This window comes from Tabrizicola sp. T46, assembly GCF_057219895.1.
The window spans coordinates 55,535-77,409 of the sequence record NZ_JBXVVV010000003.1; the positions used below are offsets into that span (position 1 = coordinate 55,535).

Annotated in this window: 23 protein-coding genes; 8 read left to right on the plus strand and 15 right to left on the minus strand. The window is 65.4% G+C overall.

Annotation, left to right across the window (positions count from 1 at the left end):
• Positions 1-3: 3 nt before the first annotated feature.
• Genes AC2D9V_RS13170 through AC2D9V_RS13180 form a run of 3 tightly spaced genes read left to right on the plus strand, consistent with a single transcriptional unit; the run spans position 4 to position 2,212 of the window.
• Positions 4-651: a lysophospholipid acyltransferase family protein gene (locus AC2D9V_RS13170; protein ID WP_484714549.1), complete on the plus strand. Its 648-nt coding sequence runs from the start codon at positions 4-6 to the stop codon at positions 649-651.
• The gene (locus AC2D9V_RS13175; RefSeq protein ID WP_484714550.1) at positions 648-1,592 is read left to right on the plus strand and encodes a phosphatidate cytidylyltransferase; all 945 of its coding nucleotides are present in this window, start codon (positions 648-650) and stop codon (positions 1,590-1,592) included. Before AC2D9V_RS13170 ends, AC2D9V_RS13175 begins: the two co-directional genes overlap by 4 nt.
• Positions 1,589-2,212: a CDP-alcohol phosphatidyltransferase family protein gene (locus AC2D9V_RS13180; protein ID WP_484714551.1), complete on the plus strand. Its 624-nt coding sequence runs from the start codon at positions 1,589-1,591 to the stop codon at positions 2,210-2,212. Before AC2D9V_RS13175 ends, AC2D9V_RS13180 begins: the two co-directional genes overlap by 4 nt.
• 85 nt (positions 2,213-2,297) lie before the next feature.
• Here AC2D9V_RS13180 and AC2D9V_RS13185 read toward each other — a convergent pair whose 3' ends face one another.
• The 7 genes from AC2D9V_RS13185 to AC2D9V_RS13215 form a co-directional block, all read right to left on the minus strand.
• A complete protein-coding gene (locus AC2D9V_RS13185; protein WP_484714552.1) occupies positions 2,298-3,629 on the minus strand; it encodes a pyruvate dehydrogenase complex dihydrolipoamide acetyltransferase in 1,332 nt (443 codons plus the stop codon).
• Positions 3,630-3,638: 9 nt separating this feature from the next.
• Positions 3,639-5,006 (minus strand): pyruvate dehydrogenase complex E1 component subunit beta, encoded by a 1,368-nt coding sequence (locus AC2D9V_RS13190; protein WP_484714553.1) that lies wholly within the window; start codon positions 5,004-5,006, stop codon positions 3,639-3,641.
• Positions 5,007-5,018: 12 nt separating this feature from the next.
• Entirely contained in the window at positions 5,019-6,005 is a 987-nt protein-coding gene (pdhA, locus tag AC2D9V_RS13195) for a pyruvate dehydrogenase (acetyl-transferring) E1 component subunit alpha (protein ID WP_484714554.1), read from the minus strand.
• Positions 6,006-6,125: 120 nt separating this feature from the next.
• The gene (locus AC2D9V_RS13200) at positions 6,126-7,412 is read right to left on the minus strand and encodes a flavin monoamine oxidase family protein (protein WP_484714555.1); all 1,287 of its coding nucleotides are present in this window, start codon (positions 7,410-7,412) and stop codon (positions 6,126-6,128) included.
• Positions 7,413-7,502: 90 nt separating this feature from the next.
• Entirely contained in the window at positions 7,503-7,805 is a 303-nt protein-coding gene (locus AC2D9V_RS13205) for an FtsB family cell division protein (RefSeq protein ID WP_484714556.1), read from the minus strand.
• Positions 7,806-7,919: 114 nt separating this feature from the next.
• Positions 7,920-8,804: a fructose bisphosphate aldolase gene (locus AC2D9V_RS13210; RefSeq protein WP_484714557.1), complete on the minus strand. Its 885-nt coding sequence runs from the start codon at positions 8,802-8,804 to the stop codon at positions 7,920-7,922.
• A 41-nt stretch (positions 8,805-8,845) separates the two neighbouring features.
• Positions 8,846-10,036 (minus strand): phosphoglycerate kinase, encoded by a 1,191-nt coding sequence (locus tag AC2D9V_RS13215; RefSeq protein WP_484714558.1) that lies wholly within the window; start codon positions 10,034-10,036, stop codon positions 8,846-8,848.
• A gap of 137 nt (positions 10,037-10,173) precedes the next feature.
• On the opposite strand from AC2D9V_RS13215, the gene AC2D9V_RS13220 reads away from it, so the two are divergent.
• The 3 genes from AC2D9V_RS13220 to AC2D9V_RS13230 all read left to right on the plus strand — a co-directional run bounded on the left by AC2D9V_RS13220 (position 10,174) and on the right by AC2D9V_RS13230 (position 12,794).
• Positions 10,174-10,689, plus strand: coding sequence for a peptidylprolyl isomerase (locus AC2D9V_RS13220; protein ID WP_484714559.1), 516 nt, complete (start codon positions 10,174-10,176; stop codon positions 10,687-10,689).
• A complete protein-coding gene (locus tag AC2D9V_RS13225) occupies positions 10,676-11,254 on the plus strand; it encodes a peptidylprolyl isomerase (protein ID WP_484714560.1) in 579 nt (192 codons plus the stop codon). Before AC2D9V_RS13220 ends, AC2D9V_RS13225 begins: the two co-directional genes overlap by 14 nt.
• Before the next feature lie 241 nt (positions 11,255-11,495).
• Positions 11,496-12,794, plus strand: coding sequence for a hypothetical protein (locus AC2D9V_RS13230; protein WP_484714561.1), 1,299 nt, complete (start codon positions 11,496-11,498; stop codon positions 12,792-12,794).
• A gap of 16 nt (positions 12,795-12,810) precedes the next feature.
• Here the strand turns inward: AC2D9V_RS13230 and tyrS are convergent, their stop codons facing one another.
• Positions 12,811-14,061, minus strand: a complete 1,251-nt coding sequence (tyrS, locus tag AC2D9V_RS13235; RefSeq protein ID WP_484714562.1) for a tyrosine--tRNA ligase — start codon at positions 14,059-14,061, stop codon at positions 12,811-12,813.
• A 55-nt stretch (positions 14,062-14,116) separates the two neighbouring features.
• On the opposite strand from tyrS, the gene AC2D9V_RS13240 reads away from it, so the two are divergent.
• Complete coding sequence (locus tag AC2D9V_RS13240; protein WP_484714563.1) at positions 14,117-15,271, plus strand: anhydro-N-acetylmuramic acid kinase; 1,155 nt, start codon at positions 14,117-14,119, stop codon at positions 15,269-15,271.
• Here the strand turns inward: AC2D9V_RS13240 and rarD are convergent.
• The 5 genes from rarD to AC2D9V_RS13265 form a co-directional block, all read right to left on the minus strand.
• Entirely contained in the window at positions 15,243-16,178 is a 936-nt protein-coding gene (gene rarD, locus AC2D9V_RS13245) for an EamA family transporter RarD (RefSeq protein WP_484714564.1), read from the minus strand. The genes AC2D9V_RS13240 and rarD overlap by 29 nt on opposite strands.
• A gap of 67 nt (positions 16,179-16,245) precedes the next feature.
• Positions 16,246-17,184, minus strand: coding sequence for a fatty acid desaturase (locus AC2D9V_RS13250; protein WP_484714565.1), 939 nt, complete (start codon positions 17,182-17,184; stop codon positions 16,246-16,248).
• 3 nt (positions 17,185-17,187) lie between these two features.
• Complete coding sequence (locus tag AC2D9V_RS13255; RefSeq protein ID WP_484714566.1) at positions 17,188-17,457, minus strand: hypothetical protein; 270 nt, start codon at positions 17,455-17,457, stop codon at positions 17,188-17,190.
• 65 nt (positions 17,458-17,522) lie between these two features.
• Positions 17,523-17,945, minus strand: coding sequence for a cupin domain-containing protein (locus AC2D9V_RS13260; protein WP_484714567.1), 423 nt, complete (start codon positions 17,943-17,945; stop codon positions 17,523-17,525).
• A complete protein-coding gene (locus AC2D9V_RS13265) occupies positions 17,942-18,472 on the minus strand; it encodes an rRNA large subunit pseudouridine synthase E (protein ID WP_484714568.1) in 531 nt (176 codons plus the stop codon). Before AC2D9V_RS13265 ends, AC2D9V_RS13260 begins: the two co-directional genes overlap by 4 nt.
• 63 nt (positions 18,473-18,535) lie before the next feature.
• On the opposite strand from AC2D9V_RS13265, the gene AC2D9V_RS13270 reads away from it, so the two are divergent.
• On the plus strand, positions 18,536-19,594 hold the full coding sequence (locus tag AC2D9V_RS13270; protein WP_484714569.1) for an NAD(P)/FAD-dependent oxidoreductase: 1,059 nt from the start codon (positions 18,536-18,538) through the stop codon (positions 19,592-19,594).
• Positions 19,595-19,640: 46 nt separating this feature from the next.
• Here AC2D9V_RS13270 and eno read toward each other — a convergent pair whose 3' ends face one another.
• The gene (eno, locus tag AC2D9V_RS13275) at positions 19,641-20,918 is read right to left on the minus strand and encodes a phosphopyruvate hydratase (protein ID WP_484714570.1); all 1,278 of its coding nucleotides are present in this window, start codon (positions 20,916-20,918) and stop codon (positions 19,641-19,643) included.
• A 52-nt stretch (positions 20,919-20,970) separates the two neighbouring features.
• Positions 20,971-21,867, minus strand: a complete 897-nt coding sequence (locus tag AC2D9V_RS13280; protein WP_484714571.1) for a DMT family transporter — start codon at positions 21,865-21,867, stop codon at positions 20,971-20,973.
• Positions 21,868-21,875 lie beyond the last annotated feature (8 nt).

Consider the following 21,875-nt stretch of genomic DNA (forward strand, 5'->3'; position numbering starts at 1 on the left):
GGCATGATCCCTGCCTTGCGGTCCTTGGCAGCTCAGTTCACCGGGCAGGCGATCTCGGTTTTCGCCCGCTTCATGACGGCTCCCCGTGCCATCTGGCACGGGATTGAGCCGGTCCCGCGCCAGCGCGTCTACTTCGCCAATCACAGTTCGAACGGCGATTTCGTCCTGATCTGGACTGTCCTTCCCCCTCTGCTTCGTCGCCAGACCCGACCCGTCGCGGCTCTCGACTATTGGCTGTCCTCGCCGCTTCGCGCCTTCATTGGACGCGAGGTCTTCAATGCCGTCCTGATCGATCGCCGTCCCGAGAAGCGGACCGAAGATCCGGTCGAGCAGATGGTGGCTGCTCTGGACCAGGGCGCGTCGCTGATTCTCTTCCCGGAGGGAAAGAGGAACAGCGCGGACGAGCCGCTCCTCCCCTTCAAATCAGGCCTTTACCACCTGGCCAAGGCGCGACCGGAAGTTGACCTCGTGCCGGTCTGGATTGCCAACCTGAACAAGGTCATGCCAAAAGGCGAAGTTATCCCTGTCCCCCTGATCTGCACCGTGACCTTCGGTTCGCCACTGCATGTCGAGGTCGGCGAGACAAAGGATGACTTTCTCGCCAGGGCATCTCTTGCCCTTCTGTCCATTGCTTCGCAGGCTCAGGCATGAGCACGCCCCATCTGCTCTGGTTGCTCGCGGGCGTTGGCGGTCTCCTGGTTCTTGCCTCGATCATCGGTGAAGTCCTGCGCCTTCGGCTTTCGCCTTCCGGTGAGAATCCGGTGATCGAAAACCTGAATGCCCGGATCGCCGCCTGGTGGGTGATGGTGGTCCTGCTGTCTATTGCCTTCATCGCCGGCAAGACTGGTGTGGTCCTGCTCTTCGCGATGGCCTCGTTCGCAGCGCTTCGGGAATTCCTGACCCTGACGACGCACAGCCGTGCCGACCACTGGTCGCTCATCGCCTGCTTTTTCCTGGTGCTGCCACTGCAGTACTGGTTCGTCCTGATCGACTGGTACGGCATGTATTCCGTTTTCGTGCCGGTCTATGTGTTCCTGCTCCTGCCCGTCCTGTCTGCCTTGCGTGGCAGTCCGAAGGACTTCCTTGTCCGCGTCGCCGAGACCCAGTGGGCGCTCATGATCTGTGTGTACTGCGTCAGCCACGTCCCCGCGCTCCTGTATCTTCAGATCCCGGGGTTTGAGGGCCGCAACGTCATCCTCATCGCCTATCTGATTTTCGTCGTTCAATTGTCAGACGTGCTGCAATACGTCTGGGGCAAGCTTCTGGGCCGCACCCAGGTCGCCCCCAATCTCTCGCCCTCCAAGACCTGGGAGGGTCTGATCGGCGGCACGGTCTCCGCCAGCGCCATTGGCACCGCGCTCTGGTGGATGACGCCATTCTCCCCTCTCCAGGCTGCAGGGATGTGCCTTCTCATCACGCTCATGGGCTTCTTCGGCGGCCTCGTCATGTCGGCCATCAAGCGTGACCGGGGAATCAAAGACTGGGGCCACCTCATCGCCGGGCATGGCGGTTTCCTTGACCGGCTTGACAGTGTAATCTTCGCCGCACCGATCTTCTTCCATGTCACGCGCTGGGTCTGGTCCACCACATGAGTGACGAAAACCGCCGCCCCCTCTCCTCGCGCAACTCTGCCTGGGCCGCACGCCTCGCCTCATGGGCCGTCGCAAAGGGCCTCACCCCCAACCGGATCTCCCAGGCCTCGATGGGGTTCGCGCTGACCGGCCTGGCGCTCTACTGGCTCTCCATGACCGGCGGCTTCTTCCAGTTCCTCTGCCTGCTCCTCGCCGCCGCCACGATCCAGGCCCGGCTCGTCTGCAACCTGATCGACGGCATGGTCGCGATCGAGGGCGGCAAGGGCGCCAAGGACGGCCCCTTCTGGAACGAAGCCCCGGACCGCGTCTCTGACCTTCTCTTCTTCACCGGGGCAGGCCTCGCCGCAGGCCAGCCCGCCCTCGGCCTCCTCGTCGCCGCCCTCGCCATCGCCACCGCCTATATCCGCGAGCTTGGCCGGGCCGAAGGCTTCCCGCCCGACTTCTCCGGCCCGCTGGCCAAGCCCCAGCGCATGGCCGTCCTGACCGCAGGCACCGTCCTTGCTGCCCTCTACGCCAGCGATTGGACCCTGAGCGTCACCCTCTGGATCATCATCGCAGGCACGGCCGCCACCGTGCTCCGCCGCTCCTGGACCCTCATCGAAAGGCTGAAGTCCCGGTAGACAAGAAAGGGAGCCAAAGCTCCCCATTCTATGTCCTAAAGCATCCCACAGGCGTGCGGGGGTGTGAAACCCCCGCTCCGACGCATTACGCCAGCATCACCATCGGGTTTTCCAGCGCCTCGATCACGGCCTTCAGGAACTCGGCCCCAAGTGCACCGTCGATCACCCGGTGATCGACCGACAGGGTCATCGACATCACCGTCGCCACTCCGATCGTCCCGTCCGCCATCACCACCGGCTTCTTCACGCCGGCACCGACGGCAAGGATCGAGCCATGCGGCGGGTTGATCACCGCATCGAAGTTCTCGATCCCCATCATGCCAAGGTTCGAGATCGCGAACGACCCGCCCTGGTACTCATGCGGGGCCAGCTTCTTGGTCTTGGCCCGCGCCGCGAGGTCCTTCATCTCCGCCGACAGGGTGCTTAGCGACTTCTTGTCGGCATCGCGCAGGACCGGGGTGAAGAGCCCGCCCTCGACCGCGACAGCCACCGCCACATCCGACGGCTTCAGCCGCAGCATCCGGTCGCCGGCCCAGACGGCATTGGCGTTTGGCACGGCCTGGAGGGCCATCGCGCAGGCCTTGATGATGAAGTCGTTGACCGACAGCTTCACCCCGCGTCCCTCAAGCTGCTTGTTGAGCGTCTCGCGGAAGGCCATCAGCGCATCCAGCTTCACGTCCCGGCGCAGGTAGAAATGCGGGATCGTCTGCTTGGCCTCGGTTAGCCGCGCCGCAATCGTCCGGCGCATCCCGTCCAGCGGCACTTCCTCATACTGACGGTCGGCATACATCTTCAGCACCGTCTCGGTCGCCGGCCCTGTCGGCATCACCGCAGGTGCCGCTGCGGGTGCAGGGGCCGCCACTTTCGGAGCCTCGGGCGCAGCCGCCGCCGCAGGCTTCGCCGCCGCGGGAGAAGCCCCCTCCACATCCGCCCGCACGATCCGCCCATGCGGACCTGAACCCTTCACAGTGCTCAGGTCCAACCCTTTCTCCTTGGCAATCCGCCGCGCCAGCGGCGAAGCGAACACCCGCGCACCGGTCGCCGTAGGCCGGGCTTCAGACCGGCTCTCTGCTGGGGCAGGGGCACCCGACGAGCCGCCCGACGCGGCGACAGCCGAGGAGGCGGACGAGGAGGCAGCCGGTGCAGGTTTCGCAACCGCCGCCGAGGCATCCTCGCCCTCGTCCAGCAGTACCGCGATTGGCGTGTTGACCTTCACCCCGGCGGTCCCTTCGGCCACCAGGATCTTGCCGATCACGCCCTCGTCGACCGCCTCGAATTCCATCGTCGCCTTGTCGGTCTCGATCTCGGCCAGGATCTGGCCCGACTTCACCGCATCGCCTTCCTTCACCAGCCACTTGGCCAGCGTGCCTTCCTCCATCGTGGGAGAGAGGGCGGGCATCAGAACTTCGGTAGCCATGACCTCACCTCACCGGTAGCAGACGGATTTGACGGCGGTGACAACCTCCGCCGGGGTGATCAGCGCGAACTTTTCCAGGTTCGCGGCATAGGGCATCGGCACGTCCTTGCCCGTGCAGGTCACCACCGGCGCGTCCAGGTAGTCGAACGCCCGCTGCATGATCGTGCTGGCCAGATGGTCGCCGATGGACCCCACCGGGAAGCCTTCCTCGACCGTGACGCAGCGGTTGGTCTTCATCACCGAAGCCAGCACAGTGTCATAGTCGATGGGCCGCAGCGTCCGCAGGTTGATCACCTCGGCGCTGATCCCCTCTTTCGCCAGCTCCTCCGCCGCCGCCATCGCATGGCTGCAACCGATCCCGAAGGAGACCACCGTCACATCCGTGCCCGGCCGCAGGATGCTCGCCTTCCCGAACGGAATGGTGAAGTCACCATCAGCCGGCACCTCGAAGGACCGCCCGTAGAGGATCTCGTTCTCCAGGAACACCACCGGGTTCGGATCGCGGATCGCCGTCTTCAGAAGCCCCTTCGCATCCGCCGCCGTATAGGGCATGCAGACCTTGAGCCCCGGGATCGCCGCATACCAGGCCGCGAAGTCCTGGCTGTGCTGCGCGCCCACCCGCGCCGCCGCACCGTTCGGCCCGCGGAAGACGATCGGGCTGCCCATCTGGCCCCCCGACATGTACAGCGTCTTAGCCGCAGAGTTGATGATGTGGTCGATCGCCTGCATCGAGAAGTTGAAGGTCATGAACTCCACGATCGGCTTCAGCCCGCCCCACGAGGCACCCACGCCGATCCCGGCAAAGCCCATCTCGGTGATCGGCGTATCGACCACCCGCCGCGCGCCGAACTCATCCAGCAGGCCCTGGGAAATCTTGTAGGCCCCCTGATACTCACCGACCTCTTCCCCCATCAGGAAGACGGTCGGATCGGCGCGCATTTCCTCGGCCATCGCCTCGCGCAGCGCCTCGCGGACGGTCATCGTCTTCGTCGGACCCTCGGGCAGGTCGGTATGCGGCCAGCCGCGCACCTCGGCAGGCTGCGGGGCAGGGGCCGCCGCCACCGTCGCAGGCACTTCTGCCGCTGCGGCCACAGCCGCCACCGCCGCCGGCTTCGGCGCGTCCGACACCGTCTCGCCCTCTTCCACCAGCACCGCAATCGGCGTGTTCACCTTCACCCCCGCCGTGCCTTCGGCGACGAGGATCTTGCCGACGACACCCTCGTCGACCGCCTCGAATTCCATCGTCGCCTTGTCGGTCTCGATCTCGGCGATGATCTGGCCGGACTTGACCGTGTCGCCTTCCTTGACCAGCCACTTGGCCAGCGTGCCTTCCTCCATCGTGGGGGAAAGCGCGGGCATCAGAACTTCGGTTGCCATCTCTCTTCCCCCTTACGCGTAGATATCCGTCCAGAGCTCCGCATTCGGCGGCTCCGGGCTGTCCTTGGCGAATTCCGCACTTTCGTTCACAATCGCCTTGATGTCCTTGTCGATGGCCTTCAGTTCCTCGTCGGATGCAAGGCCGCCCTGCGTCAGCAGATCGCGCACATGCTCGATGCAATCCTTCTCGGTCTTGATCTTCTCGACCTCCTCCCGCGTCCGGTACTTCGCCGGGTCGGACATCGAATGCCCGCGATAGCGGTAGGTCATCATCTCCAGGATATACGGGCCCTTGCCCGCCCGGCAGTGCGCCACCGCCTTCTCGCCCGCGGCTTTCACAGCCAGCACGTCCATCCCGTCGACCTGCTCGCCCGGGATGCCGTAAGCCAGACCCCGTCCAAACAGCGTGGTGGACTTGGTCGACCGCTTGACGCTGGTCCCCATCGCATACTGGTTGTTCTCGATGACGAAGATCACCGGCAGGTCCCAAAGCTCGGCCATGTTGTAGGTCTCGTAGACCTGGCCCTGGTTCGCAGCACCATCGCCGAAATAGGTGAAGGTCACGTTGTCATTGCCCAGGTACTTGTCCGCGAACGCGAGCCCGGCCCCCAGCGGCACCTGCGCGCCAACAATCCCGTGCCCGCCGTAGAAGTGTTTCTCTTTCGAGAACATGTGCATCGAGCCGCCCTTGCCCTTGGAATAGCCCCCGATGCGGCCGGTCAGTTCCGCCATCACGCCCTTGGCGTCCATCCCGCAGGCCAGCATATGCCCGTGGTCGCGGTAGCTGGTGACACGCTTGTCACCTTCCTTCGCCGCGGCCTCAAGGCCGACCACGACAGCCTCCTGCCCGATATACAGGTGGCAGAAGCCCCCGATCAGACCCATCCCGTAAAGCTGTCCCGCCTTTTCCTCGAACCGGCGGATCAGAAGCATCTCGCGGTAATACTTCAAAAGCTCTTCCTTCGAGACGTTCGGTCTCGTGTCGGGCTTCTTGGCCATATGGGTCCTCCCAGGGCTTTGGAATCAGGTCTTCAGGATGGTTGAACGTTAAACCATCCATACAACATCGAGGATTACTGGGCTACCCGGAAATTCCCCTAAGGTCATGCAGCCACCGCCTCAGGCCCTTGCCGCTTCTGCAAGGATTGCATCTGCCGCGGCTTCGCCCGCAATGACGGCGCCTTCGAACCAACCCGACTCATGCGATGCAATGTCGCTGGTGGCAAAATGGACGCGCCCGATCGGTGCCCATTCCGGCCCGTCGAACAGCGGGCTCTGGCCCAATCCATGCGATACCCAGGTTCCGGACGAGAAGGGGTCCGCGACCCAGTCGTGCCAGTCATGTGACAGAAGCGTGGCCTCGGGAAAAAACCGCTGCACTGCGCGGCTCATGGCGGCAAAGGACCTGTCCACAACCTCGTCATGAAGACCGAAGCCGATGATCGCGGTGCTGCCATCGGTCAGGACGCGCTCCGAGAACATCCAGCGCAGCCCGTAAGCCTCGCCTGTCACAAGAATGCCGGGTCTTGCCCCAGAAACACGCAGGAGCATCTTGACGGCGCGGCCCATGTGCCGCTCCTGCGTCAGTCTTCGCTGAGCCGGCCGCAGGGGCGGGTCGAAGTGGATGGTAGCCACCGCGTTCACCGCTACCGCGACGACGACGTGCCGTCCTTGCACAAGCCGCCCGCTGGACAGGCGCAGCACCACATGGTCACCCCTGTCCGCGACCTCGGCAACGGCATCGCCAAGGATCACCTCCGCCCCGCTGGCACGGATCGCCCGATGCGCCAGGGTGCCGACGCCACCCTCGATGGTGTGGGTCAGGATGGTCATCATCCCGTCCAGCGTTCCATCGTGATGGGATGCAAAATACAGGGGATCAAGCGGGTTGATCCGTGCCGGATCGCCCGACCCGCTGATTGCCCACCAGGCCATGAACTCGTGCACCACACTGTCCGGCACAGCCTTGGCCCGCAGATAGTCCGCGGTGGATGTGTCGGCCCATGGGCTGCCATTGTGCCACCTCCCGGTGGTGTCATGCATGTCCAGCGCATCCTGGCGGATCGCGGCCATTCCTGCATCGAAGGCCGCCCTCTTGCCCGGTGCCACCGGCGCGTCGGTCCGCAGCGTCTCACCATCGTGCCAGCGGCGCTCGACGACCGCATGGGTCGGTCGCAGACCAATGTCGAAGCGGGCCGCCAGCGACTGCATCCGGTCATGCCAGGGAGTGATCCAACTGCCGCCGAATTCCATCACCTCGGCCCCGTCGCCGATCCCGCGCGAATAGGAACGCCCTCCGGTACGGCCCCGCGCCTCTATCAGGATCACCGATTTGCCCGCATCTGTCAGTCGCAAGGTCGCCGCCGCTCCGGCAAGCCCCGCGCCGATCACCACCACTTCATGCATGTGACGCCTCCCCGACTTACACGCCTATCCTAGGGCAAGACGCGCCGCGAACGCAGATGATTGATGCGGTGTTCTGCCCGGCGCCAAAGCTCAGCGGATGGCGATCTCGTCCGACCGCATGTAGCCCAGAACATCCCGGGTCTGCTGGTCCAGAAGGTCAAGGTCAAGGTAGTCGTCCGACAGGCGAAGCGTCAGGTTCTGCATCTCGGCGAGTTCCGCCTCAAGCCGATCCCGCTCCTCGGTCAGCGCCGCCGCTTCGGCCTTGATCGCGACGCGGGCGAACATCCCATAGTCGCCCTGAACCGCCGCAAAGGTGAAGTATGCCCCGAAGAGAAAGGCCAGCGCCAGATAGACCAGCCCCCCCAATCCCCGATTCGCATTGCCCGCAGCCATCTGCCCGCCTTGTCACGGCCCCTCTTCAACGGGGGCCTGTGACCGAATCATTGCATATCGTGGATCGCTTGTGAATCCCGAAAATGCACCTGACTCAACGGCTTGGCCGCCGTCTCAGGTGATCGAGGCGGCGTAGATCCCGTCTACCGCGCCTTTCAGCACGGCATCGAATTCGGCGTCCGACTGCCGGGCGCTCAGGCCTTCGCTCAGGGCGCGGCTGAAGCTCGCGATGATCCCGTGGTTCTGGGCCAGGATCTCGTTTGCCTTGTTGCGCGAATGCCCGCCCGACAGCGCCACGACCTTCAGGACCTTCGGGTGCTTGACCAGCGGCTGGTAGAAATCCGGCACCGTCGGCAGCGACAGCTTCAGCATGACCTGACCGTCAAGCCCTTCAAGGTGCTTGAGAATTTCTTCCTGAAGGATCGCCTCTGCCTCGGCCTTGTCGGCAATCGAGATCGTCACCTCCGGCTCGAGGATCGGCATCAGCCCATGCGCCGCCACCTGACGGCCAAGCTCGAACTGCTGCGCGACCACGGCCGCAATCCCCTTGCGATTGGCGGCATTGATGACCGACCGCTCCTTGGTTCCGAAGATTCCCGCTTTCGCCGCGCGCGAGAGGAGCGCATCCAGCCCCGGGATCGGCTTCATCAGCTGGACGCCGTCGGCTTCTGTCTCCAACCCCTTGTCGATCTTCAGGAACGGCACCACTCCGCGCTTTTCCCAGAGGTAGGTTGCCGTCGGGATGCCGTCGATCGTGCGGTCCATTGTCTGTTCGAACAGGATCGCCCCCACCACCTTGTCGCCGGTGAAGGCCGGGGACTTGATGATCCGCGCCCGCATCGCGTGGATCAGGTCGAACATCTGATCCTCGCCCGAGTATTCACTTTCGGAAATCCCGTAAAGTTTCAGGGCCTTGGGGGTCGATCCGCCGGACTGGTCAAGGGCGGCGATAAAGCCCCGCCCGTTGCGCACCTGTTCGGTCATCTTCGCGTTCGTCATGTCCGTCTCCCGAATGTCAGTGGTGGCATAGCCCTTGCGGCCTAGCCCATCAAGGCCTTCACGCCCGGCAGTTCCTTGCCTTCCATCCATTCGAGGAACGCGCCGCCCGCGGTGGAGATGAAGGTGAAATCCTCCGCCGCCCCCGCCGCGTTCAGCGCCGCTACCGTATCGCCGCCGCCCGCCACCGAGATCAGGCCACCCGCCTTGGTCAGCCGTGCCGCCGCCCGCGCCGCCGCATTGGTCGCGGCATCAAAGGGCGCGATCTCGAAGGCGCCCAGGGGTCCGTTCCAGATCAGGGTCTTGGCCCCGGAAAAGACCTTTTCCAGCGATGCTACCGTCTCCGGCCCAGCATCAAGGATCATCGCGTCCGGCGGGCAGTCGCGCACGCCGAGCGTCTGGCTGTCCGCCCCCGCCTTGAACTCGCGCGCCACGACGATGTCGACCGGCAGATGGATCTTGCACCCGGCCTTCTGCGCCCGGTGCCGGATCTCGCGCGCGGTTTCCGCCATGTCGCGTTCGGCCAGCGATTTTCCGACCTCGATCCCTTCCGCGACAAGGAAGGTGTTCGCCATCCCGCCGCCGATCACCAGATGGTCGACCTTGCCGACAAGGTTCGCCAGCAGCTCGATCTTGGTCGAGACTTTGGCCCCCCCGACCACCGCCACGACCGGCCGCTGCGGTGAACCGAGCGCCGCTTCCAGCGCCTTCAGTTCCGCCTCCATCAGCCGACCCGCCCCGGCCGGCAGAAGCCGCGCCAGCCCTTCGGTCGAGGCATGGGCCCGGTGCGCGGCGGAAAATGCATCATTCACATAGACTTGCCCGAGCTTTGCCATCTCGGCTGCAAGGGCGGGATCGTTCTTCTCTTCCCCGGGATGGAACCGCGTATTCTCCAGAAGCACGACTTCGCCGGGACCCGCCTTGGCCACCGCCGCCGCCGCCACCGGCCCGATGCAATCCGCCCCGAAGACGACCTTGCGCCCCAACGATCCCGCCAGCGCATCGACAAGGTGCCCAAGGCTCATCTCCGGCACCACCTTGCCCTTCGGTCGGTCGAAATGCGCCAGCAACACCACCTTGCCGCCCTTGGCGATGATGTCCTCGACCGTGGGGCGGATCTTGTCGATCCGGGTCATATCCGTGACCCGCCCGCCCTCCATCGGCACGTTGATGTCCACCCGCGTCAGCACCGCTTTCCCGTTCAGGTCCAGGTCGTCCAGGGTTTTCCAGGGCATCGTCGCCTCCATTGCCAAAGTCACCCCGCTATTGCCCGCCAGATCACGCTCCCGTCAACCGCTTCCATCGGTTTGCCCTTTCCTTGGCCGGAAGCCGCCGCTACGGTCGCGCCCGAAAACCCCTCAAGGAGACCCCGATGGCCACCATCACGGACCCCGAGAACACGATCATCCTGACCCTGAAAGATGGGGAAGTGGTGATCCAGCTCCTCGCCGATGTCGCCCCGAAACACACCGAGCGGATGAAGCAGCTTGCCCGCGACAAGGCCTATGACAACGTGGCCTTCCACCGCGTGATCGAAGGCTTCATGGCCCAGACTGGCGACGTCGAGAACGCGGTGATGGACAGCCCGTCCTACAACCCGCGCCGCTCGGGCACCGGCGGGTCGAAGTATCCCGACCTTCCGGCCGAGTTCTCCAAGCTGCCGCATGACCGGGGCACACTTGGCGCTGCCCGCTCGCAGAACCCGAACTCGGCCAATAGCCAGTTCTTCATCAATTTCCGCGACAACCATTTCCTGAACGGCCAGTACACCGTCTATGGCCGGGTCATTTCGGGGATGGAATTCGTCGACAAGATCACCCGGGGCGAACCCCCGGCAAACCCCGACCGCATGATCACTGTAAGGGTGGCCGCCGATGTCCAAGCTTAACCTCTCCGCCGTCGCTTTCGCGGCTTTCGCAACTGCCGCTTCGGCTCAGGCGGTCGACGGCCCGGGTCCGAACCTCGTGATCGAGGTGGATGGCCAGGCGAAGGGCACCATCGTCATCGACCTTCTGGCCGATGTCGCGCCGCAGCACGTGGCGCAGATCACCGCGCTCGCGACCGAAGGCGCCTATGACAACGTGGTCTTCCACCGCGTGATCGACGGCTTCATGGCCCAGACCGGCGACGTGCAGCACGGCAAGGCCGGGGGTGACCTGTCGATGGCCGGCATGGGCGGGTCGGACAAACCGGACATCCCGGCCGAGTTCACCAATGACCTTTCGTTCCAGCGTGGCGTCGTCGGCATGGCCCGCGCGCAGGACCCCAACAGCGCCAACAGCCAGTTCTTCATCATGTTTGCCCCGGGCGAGTTCCTGGATGGTCAGTACACCATTGTCGGCAACGTCGTCTCCGGCATGGAGGTCGTCGACGCGATCAAGCGCGGTGATGGCCAGAATGGTGAGGTTTCGGGCACGCCCGACGTGATGACCAAAGTCACCGTCCAGCCCTGAAATCTTGAGCTCCACGGAAGCTGACGCCGTATCTTGTCAGTATCCGTGGAGTTCCTGATGACCCCTTCCTGTGCCTGCGTCACTGACGGCCCGCGGTTCTCTTCTGCGATGGCCCGAACAGCGGGCGATGCGTCAATCCGCGAGGTGATGACGAGGGTCGAGGTTCGTACCTGACTGTCACGAGACTGTAACTTTCCCCGGATACCCGAACAAATGTTTTCGTTTGTCGGGGGATTTTCACATGAAGCGATTTCTGCTTGGGACTGTGGTTTCGGTGGTCGCAGGCGGTAGCGCTTTTGCGCAATGCGTGCCGGATGGCGCAGCCGCAAACAGTGTCGTGACCTGCGCGACAGACGACCCGAACGGTTACTCGAACAATGCAGACGGCCTCGACATCACGGTGAACAGCGACGTCACGGTCAGCTCTGCAGCGGGCGATGTGTTTCGCATCCGCGGCACGGGCGTGAAACTGACGAACAACGGCACCATCGACAGCAACTCCGACAACGATGCCATCGATGGCCGCGCGGGCCTGACAGTCACCAACAATGGCACCATGACGTCCGACGGTCGCGGCATCAACACGCGCGGCTTCAGTGGCGCGACCGTTACCAATACCGGAAGCATCGTCACCCGCGACAAGGCGCTTCGGATGGATGAAGATGGCGCGAACGGGGGCAACAACAACACTGTCACCAACAGCGGCCTGCTTCAGTCCACCGCGGCAGAGGCCATCGAAGGGCTTGACTCCAACACTGTCACGAATGCCGCGACCGGCCAGATCATCGGCTTCGACGACGCGCTGAACCTTGGTCGTTTCGCGACCATCGAGAATCACGGGCTGATCCAGAGCACTGGCACCGACACCGAACCGCAGGACGCGATCGACCTCGATTCCGGCAACATCGTCAACCATGCAACCGGCATCATCGAGTCCCTGCTTGGAGCGGCGATCGATTATGATCCGTCTGCCGACAGCAGCCTCATCACCAATTACGGCCGCATCACCGGACAAGTGGGGATCGACACCGACGGCACCGACACCGGTCTGCAAAAGATCGAGAACCGGGGCACACTCGAGGGTCTGGCGGGCACCGCACTGAACCTCGGCATCGGCGACGACATGTTCATCGCCTTCGAAGGCAGCACGATCAAGGGCAGTGGTTACTTCGGCGACGGGAAGGACACGCTGACGATCTTTGGGACGCCCGCAAGCACCTTCGGCGGGCAAGGCGCGATCTTCGATGGCGGCGCCGGGACGGAAGATCAGGTCGACTTCTTCGACCTGGCGCTCGACATTCTCGACGTCCGCTATACGCCGGAGACCGACCTCTTCTCTTTCCGCTTCGACCATGCTGGCGGACACATGGTCGTCAACCTAGTCAACTGGGAGTCGTTCATGTTCGACGACTCCACCCGGCTGTCCCGCGACGAGATCCGCGCCATAGCAACAGTGCCGTTGCCAGCGGGCGGTGTTCTCTTGCTCGCCGCGCTCGGGGTGCTCGGCCTGACTGCCGCGCGCCGCCGCCGCGCCGCCTGAAACCGCGCACGGCTGGTCAGCCCAGCACCACCAGCGCGTGCCGCTTCTTGCCTGCGGTCAGCTTCATTGGCTCGACGAGGTGGCTGGCACCATAGCGCAGCGCGGTGTCGGTGACGACCTCGTCATTCACCCGTGCGCCGCCTTCCAGGATAAGGCGCTTTGCATCCTTGCCGCTGGAAGCCAGCCCCGCGCGCACGAAAAGCTGCACGATTCCGACGCCATCGGCCAGCTCGCCCGGCTCCAGCGTCACCGTGGGCAGATCGTCCCCGATCCCGCCCTTCTCGAACACCTCGCGCGCGGTCGCCTCGGCCGCCGCCGCCGCTTCGGCGCCGTGCAGAAGCCCGGTCGCGAGGTTCGCCAGCATCACCTTGGCCTGGTTGATCTCCGCCCCCCCCAGCGCGGCCAGCCGGTCGCATTCCTCGACCGGAAGCTCGGTGAAGATCTTCAGGAACCTTCCGACATCGGCATCTGTCGTGTTCCGCCAGAACTGCCAGAACTCGTAAGGGCTCAGCATCTCCCCGTTCAGCCAGACCGCCCCGCTGGCCGACTTCCCCATCTTTCGCCCGTCGCTGGTGGTCAGAAGCGGTGTCGTCAGCCCGAAGATCTCCTTGTCGATCACCCGGCGGGTCAGGTCGATCCCGTTGATGATGTTGCCCCACTGGTCGCTGCCGCCCATCTGGAGAAGGCAGCCGTAGCGGCGGTGAATCTCAAGAAAATCATAAGCCTGCAGGATCATGTAGTTGAATTCGAGGAACGAAAGGCTCTGCTCCCGGTCCAGCCGCGACTTCACGCTCTCGAACGAAAGCATCCGGTTGACGCTGAAATGCCGCCCGATATCCCGCAGGAAGTCGAGGTAGTTGAGCCCGTCCAGCCATTCCGCATTGTTCAGCATGATCGCGTCGGTCGGGCCGTCGCCATAGGCGAGGTAATTGGCAAAGACCTTCTTCAGACCGGCGATGTTCGCGTCGATCGCCTGCGGAGTGAGCAGTGGCCGTTCCTCGCTGCGGAAACTGGGGTCGCCGACCTTGGTCGTTCCCCCGCCCATCAGCGTGATCGGCTTGTGCCCCGTTTTCTGCAGCCAGCGCAGAACCATGATGTTCATCAGGTGGCCGACGTGCAGGCTGGGGGCCGTCGCATCATAGCCGATGTAGGCAGGCACCACATCCTTCACCAATGCCTCGTCAAGCGCCTGATAATCCGTGCAATCGGCAACAAAGCCGCGCTCGAACATCACGCGCATGAAATCAGATTTTGGATGGTAGTTCATGGCTGCCTCGGTCTAGGATGCACGGCGTATAGCTTTGCCGGGGTGCGTTGGGAAGATGCGGAAGGACGGGCCTCTGTGGTCGCTGGGCGCGATGTCCGGCACGTCACTCGACGGGGTCGACGCCGCCATGGTGCAGACCGACGGGATCACCATCGAAAGCTTCGGCCCCTCGGCCTACCGCCCGTACAGCCCGGAAGAGCAGGCGATCTTGCGCGCGGCCCTCGGCCAGTGGCCGGGTGACGCGGATGTGGCCGCCGCTGCCGAAGTGGTCGAAAATGCCCATGCCGAGCTTCTTTCCCGCTTCAGCGGCGCGGACCTGCTTGGCTTTCACGGCCAGACCCTTGCGCATGACCCGGACGGGCGCGGCACCCACCAATGCGGCAATGGCGCGATCCTGGCCCAGCTTCTGGGCCTGCCCACCGTCTGGGACTTCCGCAGCGCCGATGTGACGATGGGCGGGCAGGGGGCACCGCTCGCGCCCTTCTACCACTTCGCTCTGGCCCGCCACATCGGCGCGACCGAGCCTGTGGCCTTCCTGAACCTTGGCGGGGTGGGCAACCTGACGTGGGTCGATCCACGCGCCCTTGGCCCCGAGGCCCCGGACGCGCTTTTTGCTTTCGACACCGGCCCGGCCAATGCCCCCCTGAACGACCTGATGCTCTCGCGCCGGGGGCTGACCCATGACGAAGGCGGCGCGCTCGCCGCCGAAGGCAGCGCGGATGAAGATTTCGTGGCCAAGGTCATCAGCGACCCGTGGTTCGATCTTGCACCGCCGAAGTCGCTCGACCGCAACGCCTTCGCCGGCCTTGTCGACCATCTCGACCTGATGCCCGACGCCGATGCCGCCGCGACCCTGACCGCCATCGCCGCCGCAGCCGTGGCCGCCGCGCAGATCCATTTCCCCGCCCCGGTCTCGCGCATCCTTGTGACGGGCGGCGGGCGGCTCAATCCGACGCTGATGGCCGAACTCCGCCGCCGCATCCCGGTCGAGATCCTGCCGGTCGAGGATGTGGGCCTTGATGGCGACATGCTGGAGGCGCAGGCCTTCGCCTATCTTGCCGTGCGGGTCCTGCGTGGTCTGCCGACCTCCGGCCCGACGACCACCGGCACACCGGCGCTTGTCGGTGGCGGTCAGATCAGTCGGCCCGATGCCGATCTCCTGGCCGATTCCGACGCCGGGATTACGCCTGACCCCTCGGCGCAGGCCTGAACTGCCCCGCGACCAGTGGCAGCGAATAGATCGCAAGCGCCGCCCAGATCAGGCTGAAGGCCACCAGCTTCACCGTGCTGAAGGGCTCGTCAAAGATGAAGACAGCGGTCAGGAAGATCAGCGTCGGCGCGATGTACTGCATGATCGCGATGGTCGACAGCCGCAGCCGCTTGGCCCCGTTGGCATAGATCATCAAGGGCCCCGCCGTGACCAGCCCGCAGCCGAGAAGCAGCGCGTTGTCCAGAGTTACGCCTTCCAGGAAATGCCCGCCCCCGGCGCCCCAAAGCCAGGCCATGTAGGCGAGGGCCGGCGGCAGAAGCAGCAGGACCTCCAGCGCGAAGCCCTGGTTCGGCCCGATCGGCAGCCATTTCTTCAGGAAGGCATAGAAGCCCCAGGTCAGCGTCAGCCCCAGCGCCACCACCGGCAGGCGCCCCGCCTCCCAGGTCAGGATCGCCACGGCCAGCGCGGCCAGCGCAATCGCCACCCCCTGCCAGCGCCCGATCCTTTCGCGCAGGAGCACGGCTCCAAGGAAGATCGAAAAGAGGGGGTTGATGTAATACCCAAGCGCCGCATCCAGCGCATGGCCCGAGCCGATGGCCCAGACATAGATGCCCCAGTTCACGCTGATCAGCGCCGCCGTCAGTGCCCCCATGCCCAGCATCCGGGGCGAGCGGAACGCCGCCTTCAGGTCTGCCGTCCGGCTGGTCACCCATAGCACCGCCAGCGCCACCGGCACCGACCAGACCACCCGGTGCGCGATCACCTCGACAGGCGGAATATGCGCCAGCGCCTTCATGTAAAGCGGGAGGAAACCCCAGAGGAGATAGGCCGTCAGCGCATAAAGGAACCCCGAAAGGCTATCCTCGTTCGGGGTCGCGGCGCGGGGCGGGGGGACGGTCTCGGGCATGCGCCACCCCTAGCGAAACCGGCGGACGGCGGCCACCCCGATCTTGTGACCGGCACAATCCCGACCGTCACAGCCGCCGCGCCAGATACTCCCGGCTGAAGGCTGCATAGCCGTCTGAGGTCACCCGCAGCTCGTCCCTAATCAGCGCATGAACCTCGGGCAGGCGGTGGAAGGGCACGGCGGGCCAGACGTGATGTTCCACATGGTAGGGCATGTTCCAGGCGAGAAGCCGGACCAGCCGGTTGGTGAAGGTCGTCCGCGTATTCTCGAACATGTTCGCCACGCGCGGGCAGTCGCCGTGTTCGGCAAGGAGATAGAGCCGCAGGAACGGCTGCCCAAGAAGCACAGGGACCACCCAGACCCAAAGCAACAGCGGCGACCAGACCAACGTCAGCGCAGCCAGCCCATATCCCGCCGCCATCCACCGCACCTCGCGCACCACCCGCGCCCGCGCGCCCTCGGGGACAAAATCATCGCTGACCCGCCGCCGCACCAGCGCAGCCATCAGCCGCGCCTCGGCAATCCAGTAGGGCAGGCCCGACACATGCCAGACCCACTGGCGCAGGGTTTCCGGTGCCTTTCCGGCAAGCTCGGGGTCCTTGCCGGTGATGTTTGTCCAGCGGTGATGCGCGAGGTGGAAGTAGCGGAACCATTCGAAGGGCAGAAGCAGCAGGAACCCCGCAACGCGCCCCGCCCAGTCGTTCAACGCCACCGACCGGAACGGCGTGCGATGCGTCGCCTCATGCTCCAGCATGAAAAGCGACACGATCAGGATGCCCTGCACCGGCAAAAGCAGCTGCCAGCCCGGCACGCCAAGGGCGATCAGCCCGCCGACCCCGGCAATCGCCCCGGCCAGCCCCGCAAGCCGCCATAGCCCGGGCCGGTCCGACCGCTCGGTCAGACTGGCGCGGGTCCCCGGGTCAATCCGTGCCAGAAAGTCCTGGTGATCCATACCGGCAAGGATGCCCGGGCCTTCCGCCCCGAACAAGGGGGCGAAAGGCCCCATCCATCAGACGCGCAGGTTCGAGAACATCAGCACCTTGCGGTCCAGATCGAAGGACGTGTGCTTGCTTTTGCCCAGAAGCTTCAGGATCACGTCCATGTCATCCTCGGTCGGTCGCAGGATATAGGCCTCGTCCCCGTGATCGAGGATCAGCTGAAGCGTGAAGTTCCCCTCGGCTCCGTGGCTGCCTTCCACCCAGGAGGCCTGAAAGTCCGTCACCTGCCGCACGACGTAGCGGTGCCTCAGGTCGTCGTTCGCCTCGGTCTGCGCGTCCATCCGCTTGGTCCTTTCCAATGAATCACGGTCAGGCCAACACGGCAGGGCCGATCAGATTCCTCAGGTCAGGCAGTAGCACCCGGCAGCGACCATCCGGGGGCCGCAAGCTCGAACCCCTCAAAGCGAAACCCCGGGCTGACGGTGCAGGAAACCAGCGTCCAGTCGCCGGTGGACCGCGCGGCCTGCCACCAGCCTGCGGGAACCACCACCTGCACCGCCTCGCCCCCAAGCACATCCGGCCCCAGCCGGTGATCTTCCGCGGCATCCCTGCCCATCGATAGCACCAGGGGCGCGCCCCCGTGCCATAGCCAGATCTCGTCCGCATCGACCCGGTGCCAGTGGCTGCGTTCTCCCGCCTGCAGCAGGAACAGGATCGCCGTCCCGCTGGCGCGGCCATCCACCTCCGGCCCGGCCCAGGTCTGGCGGTACCAGCCGCCTTCCGGGTGCGGCTGCAAGCCCAGTTTCGCGATGATGGCGTCCGCACTCATGCCTCTCTCCATTCCCCGGGTGCCAGCCCGTCCAGCGTCCAGTCGCCCACGCGCCAGCGGATCAGCCGCAGGCAAGGCAGGCCCACGGCAGCGCACATCCGCCGCACCTGCCGGTTCCGCCCCTCGCGGATCGTCAGCTCGATCCACCCGTCCGGCACCGTCTTCCTTACCCGGATCGGCGGGGTGCGGGGCCAAAGCCAGTCCGGCTCCGCCACCGCCTTCGCCTTCGCGGGCAGGGTAGGGCCGTCATTCAGCGTGACCCCCACCCGCAAGCGGTCAAGCGCTGCTTCGGTCACCACACCCTCGACCTGCGCGAAATAGGTCTTTTCCAGCTTGAACTTCGGGTCCGCGATCCGCGCCTGCAGCTTTCCGTCATCGGTCAGGATCAGCAGCCCCTCGCTATCCCGGTCCAGCCGCCCCGCCGGATAGACCCCCTTCACCGGCACGAAATCCGCCAGCACAGCCCGGTCACCCTCGCGGCTGAACTGGCAAAGCACGTCATAGGGCTTGTTCAGTAGGATCAGCATGTCCTGACCTAGCCCGAGGGCGCGCCCGTTGCCAAGCGGCGTGCGCCATGCCAGCCTTGGTACATGACCCACACCCTCATCATCGGCGCCGGGATCACGGGGGCGGCGCTTGCCTTCCAGCTGTCGCGCAAGGGCGAGGCGGTGACCATCGTCTCCACCCATGCCGAAGGCGGTCTCGCTTCCACCGCGAGTTTCGGCTGGCTCAACGCTTCGTTCTTCCTTTCGCGCCCGCATTACCACCTGCGCCACGAAGGCCTTGCCGCACACCGCCGGCTGACCGAGGCGCTCCCCGGCGTGCCAACGACCTGGCAAGGCTGCCTCTGGTACGAGGCGAAGGGCGACGCGCAAGAGGAAACCGCAAGCGATCTCTCCGCCCTTGGCTACCGCGTCGACCGGCTGTCGCGGGCCGAGATCGGCAAGCGCCTGCCCGCTCTCGGCCCGGTGCCCGAAACCGCGCTCTTCTTCCCCGAAGAAGGCGTCGCCGACCCCGCCGACCTTGCCCGCGCGCTGATCGCGGCCGCCGGGGCGAAGGTGGTCCGCGCCACCGTCAGCGCCGTCACCCATGGGCAGGGCCGCGTGACCGGCGTCGAGACCGACCTTGGCCCCCTGGCCGCCGACCGCGTGGTCCTTGCCACCGGCACCGGAACGCCCCCGCTTCTGGCACCCTTCGGCTATGTCCTGCCCATGCTGCAACGCCCCGGCCTGATGGTGACCACGAACCCCCTGCCGCCGGTCTGCCCGGTGATCCTTGCGACCCCGGATCAGGAGGTCCGCCAGGACGCCGAGGGCCGCCTCTTCGCCCCCGCCGCGGCCGGCCACCAATCCGACCATGCCGAGACGCTGGGGGCTTTCCCCATCGTCGTCAACGCGACCCTCCAGCGCCTGCGCGCGCTCTTCCCCGGCCAGGACATCCATTTCGCGCGGCAGGCCATGGCGCTGCGGCCTGTGCCGGGCGACGGCCTGCCGGTGGTGGGGCAGGGGCCGATCCCCGGCCTCTGGATCGCCGTCATGCACTCCGGCGCGACGCTGGCCCCCGTGGTGGCCGAGCTTCTGGCCGGGGAAATGACCGGCGCCCCCGAAAGCCCGTTGCTCGCCGACTTCCGCCCCGCACGGTTCCAATAGAAACGGGCGCCCGAAGGCGCCCGCGGGGTCCTCAGAGAGCGGACCGTCAGCCCTTCAGGATGCTCCGCCCGGCATATTCCGCCGTCTCGCCCAGCATTTCCTCGATCCGGATCAGTTGGTTGTACTTGGCCAGCCGGTCCGACCGCGACAACGACCCGGTCTTGATCTGCCCGCAGTTCGTCGCAACTGCGAGGTCGGCAATCGTCGAATCCTCCGTCTCGCCCGACCGGTGGCTCATCACGTTCGTGTAGCGCGCGCGATGCGCCATCTCGACCGCCTGCAAGGTCTCGGTCAGCGTGCCGATCTGGTTGACCTTCACCAGCATGGAGTTCGCCACCCCATCCGCGATCCCGCGCGCCAGGCGCTTGGGGTTCGTCACGAAAAGGTCGTCGCCGACCAGCTGGATCTTCGACCCCAGGCGCTCGGTCAGCAGCTTCCAGCCCTCCCAGTCATCCTCGCCGCAGCCGTCTTCGATCGAGATGATCGGATAGTCGTTCGCAAGGCCCACCAGGAAATCGACATTCCCCTCGATCGAGAGCGACTTGCCTTCGCCCTTCATCTCGTACTTGCCGCCCTTGAAGTACTCCGTCGCCGCGCAGTCGAGTGCCAGGAACATGTCCTCGCCGGGCTTGTAGCCGGCCTTCTCGATGGATTTCAGAATGAAATCAAGCGCGTCGCGGGCAGAGTTCAGGTTCGGTGCGAAGCCGCCCTCATCGCCGATCCCGGTGTTGTGGCCCGCCGCCTGAAGCTCTTTCTTCAGCGTGTGGAACACTTCCGACCCCATCCGCACCGCCTCGCGGATGTCGGATGCGCCCACCGGCATGATCATGAATTCCTGGATGTCGATCGGGTTGTCGGCATGCTCACCGCCGTTGATGATGTTCATCATCGGCACCGGCAGGATGCGCGCCGAAGTCCCGCCGACATAGCGGTAGAGCGGCTGCGCCGTGTACTCCGCCGCCGCCTTCGCCACCGCCAGCGATACGCCCAGAATGGCATTGGCGCCAAGGCGCGACTTGTTGGGCGTCCCGTCCATCTCGATCATCGTGCGGTCGATCCCGACCTGCTCGGTCGCGTCAAACCCCACGATCGCCTCGGCGATCTCGCCATTCACCGCCGCAACGGCCTCGAGCACCCCTTTGCCCTTGTAGCGCTTGGCATCGCCGTCGCGCTTTTCGTTCGCCTCATGCGCCCCGGTCGAGGCGCCCGAGGGCACTGCCGCCCGGCCCATGCTGCCGTCTTCCAGGGTGACGTCCACCTCGACCGTCGGGTTCCCCCGGCTGTCCAGGATTTCGCGGGCGTGAATGTCGATGATCGTGCTCATGAGGGTTCCTCTCAGGCCGAATGGGTGCTCTCGCCTGCCGCTTTACCCCGGCTTACCCGGTGAGGGAAGCGCGTTTCCGCGCCCTTTCGCGGGCAAAGGCGTAAAGGCCCGAGGCGACGATCAGCCCCGCCCCGACCAGCGTCAGCGCATCGGGGCGTTCGGCCAGAAAAATCACCCCAAGGCTCATCGAAAAGACCAGACGCGTGTAACGGAACGGTGCCACCACCGACACCTCGCCGGTCCGCGTCGCGGCCGTCACCGCCCAGTAACCCGCTGTGCCAAAGGCGACCGCGCCCAGAAGCAGCATAGCCTCGCCTCCGTCAACGGTCCGCGCCCCGCCGGTCACCGCCAGCATCCCTGCACCCAGGACCGCCACGGCCATCAGCCCCCAGGCCGAGACCTGCGCCGTCGTCACCTCGGCCGGGATCGCCCGCGCCGCAAGGTCTCGCAGGGACATGCCCGCCACCGTCACCAGCACCAGGAGCGACGCCGCCTGAAATCCCTCCGCCCCCGGCTGGATCACAAGAAGCACGCCCAGGAACCCGACGCCGATCGCCGTCCAGCGCCGCCAGCCGACCCTTTCGCGAAAGATCAGCGCCGCGCCCATCGTCACCGCCAGCGGCATCGCCTGCAGGACGGCGGCCAACGTGCCCAGGGGCACCACCGCCAGCGCCGCGACGAAGCTTGCCGTGCCGATCATTTCGCCAAGATTTCGAAGGAGAACAGCAGGATGCAGCGCATCCTTCACAAAGATGCCGCGCCCCGATCGCCAAGCCATCAGGGCAAAGACCGGTGCCCCCAGAAGGCCCGAGATCAGCACGATCTGCCCCAGCGGCAGCCCGACCGCCAGCCATTTCAGGAACAGGTCCTCGACCGCGAAAAGCGCCATCGCGGCCAGCATCAGAAGGATGCCGGTCAGGTTGTCGCTGCGGAGGGTCTTGGCGTTCATGCGCCCTT

Bases quoted from the DNA above. Each gene is read 5' to 3' on its own strand.
- AC2D9V_RS13220 (WP_484714559.1), top strand. From the start codon at position 10,174: ATGGCCACCATCACGGACCCCGAGAACACGATCATCCTGACCCTGAAA.
- eno (WP_484714570.1), bottom strand. From the start codon at position 20,918: ATGAGCACGATCATCGACATTCACGCCCGCGAAATCCTGGACAGCCGG.
- AC2D9V_RS13210 (WP_484714557.1), bottom strand. From the start codon at position 8,804: ATGACGAACGCGAAGATGACCGAACAGGTGCGCAACGGGCGGGGCTTT.
- AC2D9V_RS13265 (WP_484714568.1), bottom strand. From the start codon at position 18,472: ATGCTGATCCTACTGAACAAGCCCTATGACGTGCTTTGCCAGTTCAGC.
- AC2D9V_RS13175 (WP_484714550.1), top strand. From the start codon at position 648: ATGAGCACGCCCCATCTGCTCTGGTTGCTCGCGGGCGTTGGCGGTCTC.
- AC2D9V_RS13200 (WP_484714555.1), bottom strand. From the start codon at position 7,412: ATGCATGAAGTGGTGGTGATCGGCGCGGGGCTTGCCGGAGCGGCGGCG.
- AC2D9V_RS13185 (WP_484714552.1), bottom strand. From the start codon at position 3,629: ATGGCTACCGAAGTTCTGATGCCCGCCCTCTCTCCCACGATGGAGGAA.
- AC2D9V_RS13250 (WP_484714565.1), bottom strand. From the start codon at position 17,184: ATGGGGCCTTTCGCCCCCTTGTTCGGGGCGGAAGGCCCGGGCATCCTT.
- AC2D9V_RS13225 (WP_484714560.1), top strand. From the start codon at position 10,676: ATGTCCAAGCTTAACCTCTCCGCCGTCGCTTTCGCGGCTTTCGCAACT.
- AC2D9V_RS13180 (WP_484714551.1), top strand. From the start codon at position 1,589: ATGAGTGACGAAAACCGCCGCCCCCTCTCCTCGCGCAACTCTGCCTGG.
- rarD (WP_484714564.1), bottom strand. From the start codon at position 16,178: ATGCCCGAGACCGTCCCCCCGCCCCGCGCCGCGACCCCGAACGAGGAT.
- AC2D9V_RS13270 (WP_484714569.1), top strand. From the start codon at position 18,536: ATGACCCACACCCTCATCATCGGCGCCGGGATCACGGGGGCGGCGCTT.
- tyrS (WP_484714562.1), bottom strand. From the start codon at position 14,061: ATGAACTACCATCCAAAATCTGATTTCATGCGCGTGATGTTCGAGCGC.
- AC2D9V_RS13240 (WP_484714563.1), top strand. From the start codon at position 14,117: ATGCGGAAGGACGGGCCTCTGTGGTCGCTGGGCGCGATGTCCGGCACG.
- AC2D9V_RS13280 (WP_484714571.1), bottom strand. From the start codon at position 21,867: ATGAACGCCAAGACCCTCCGCAGCGACAACCTGACCGGCATCCTTCTG.
- AC2D9V_RS13215 (WP_484714558.1), bottom strand. From the start codon at position 10,036: ATGCCCTGGAAAACCCTGGACGACCTGGACCTGAACGGGAAAGCGGTG.
- pdhA (WP_484714554.1), bottom strand. From the start codon at position 6,005: ATGGCCAAGAAGCCCGACACGAGACCGAACGTCTCGAAGGAAGAGCTT.
- AC2D9V_RS13255 (WP_484714566.1), bottom strand. From the start codon at position 17,457: ATGGACGCGCAGACCGAGGCGAACGACGACCTGAGGCACCGCTACGTC.
- AC2D9V_RS13260 (WP_484714567.1), bottom strand. From the start codon at position 17,945: ATGAGTGCGGACGCCATCATCGCGAAACTGGGCTTGCAGCCGCACCCG.
- AC2D9V_RS13230 (WP_484714561.1), top strand. From the start codon at position 11,496: ATGAAGCGATTTCTGCTTGGGACTGTGGTTTCGGTGGTCGCAGGCGGT.
- AC2D9V_RS13205 (WP_484714556.1), bottom strand. From the start codon at position 7,805: ATGGCTGCGGGCAATGCGAATCGGGGATTGGGGGGGCTGGTCTATCTG.
- AC2D9V_RS13170 (WP_484714549.1), top strand. From the start codon at position 4: ATGATCCCTGCCTTGCGGTCCTTGGCAGCTCAGTTCACCGGGCAGGCG.
- AC2D9V_RS13190 (WP_484714553.1), bottom strand. From the start codon at position 5,006: ATGGCAACCGAAGTTCTGATGCCCGCGCTTTCCCCCACGATGGAGGAA.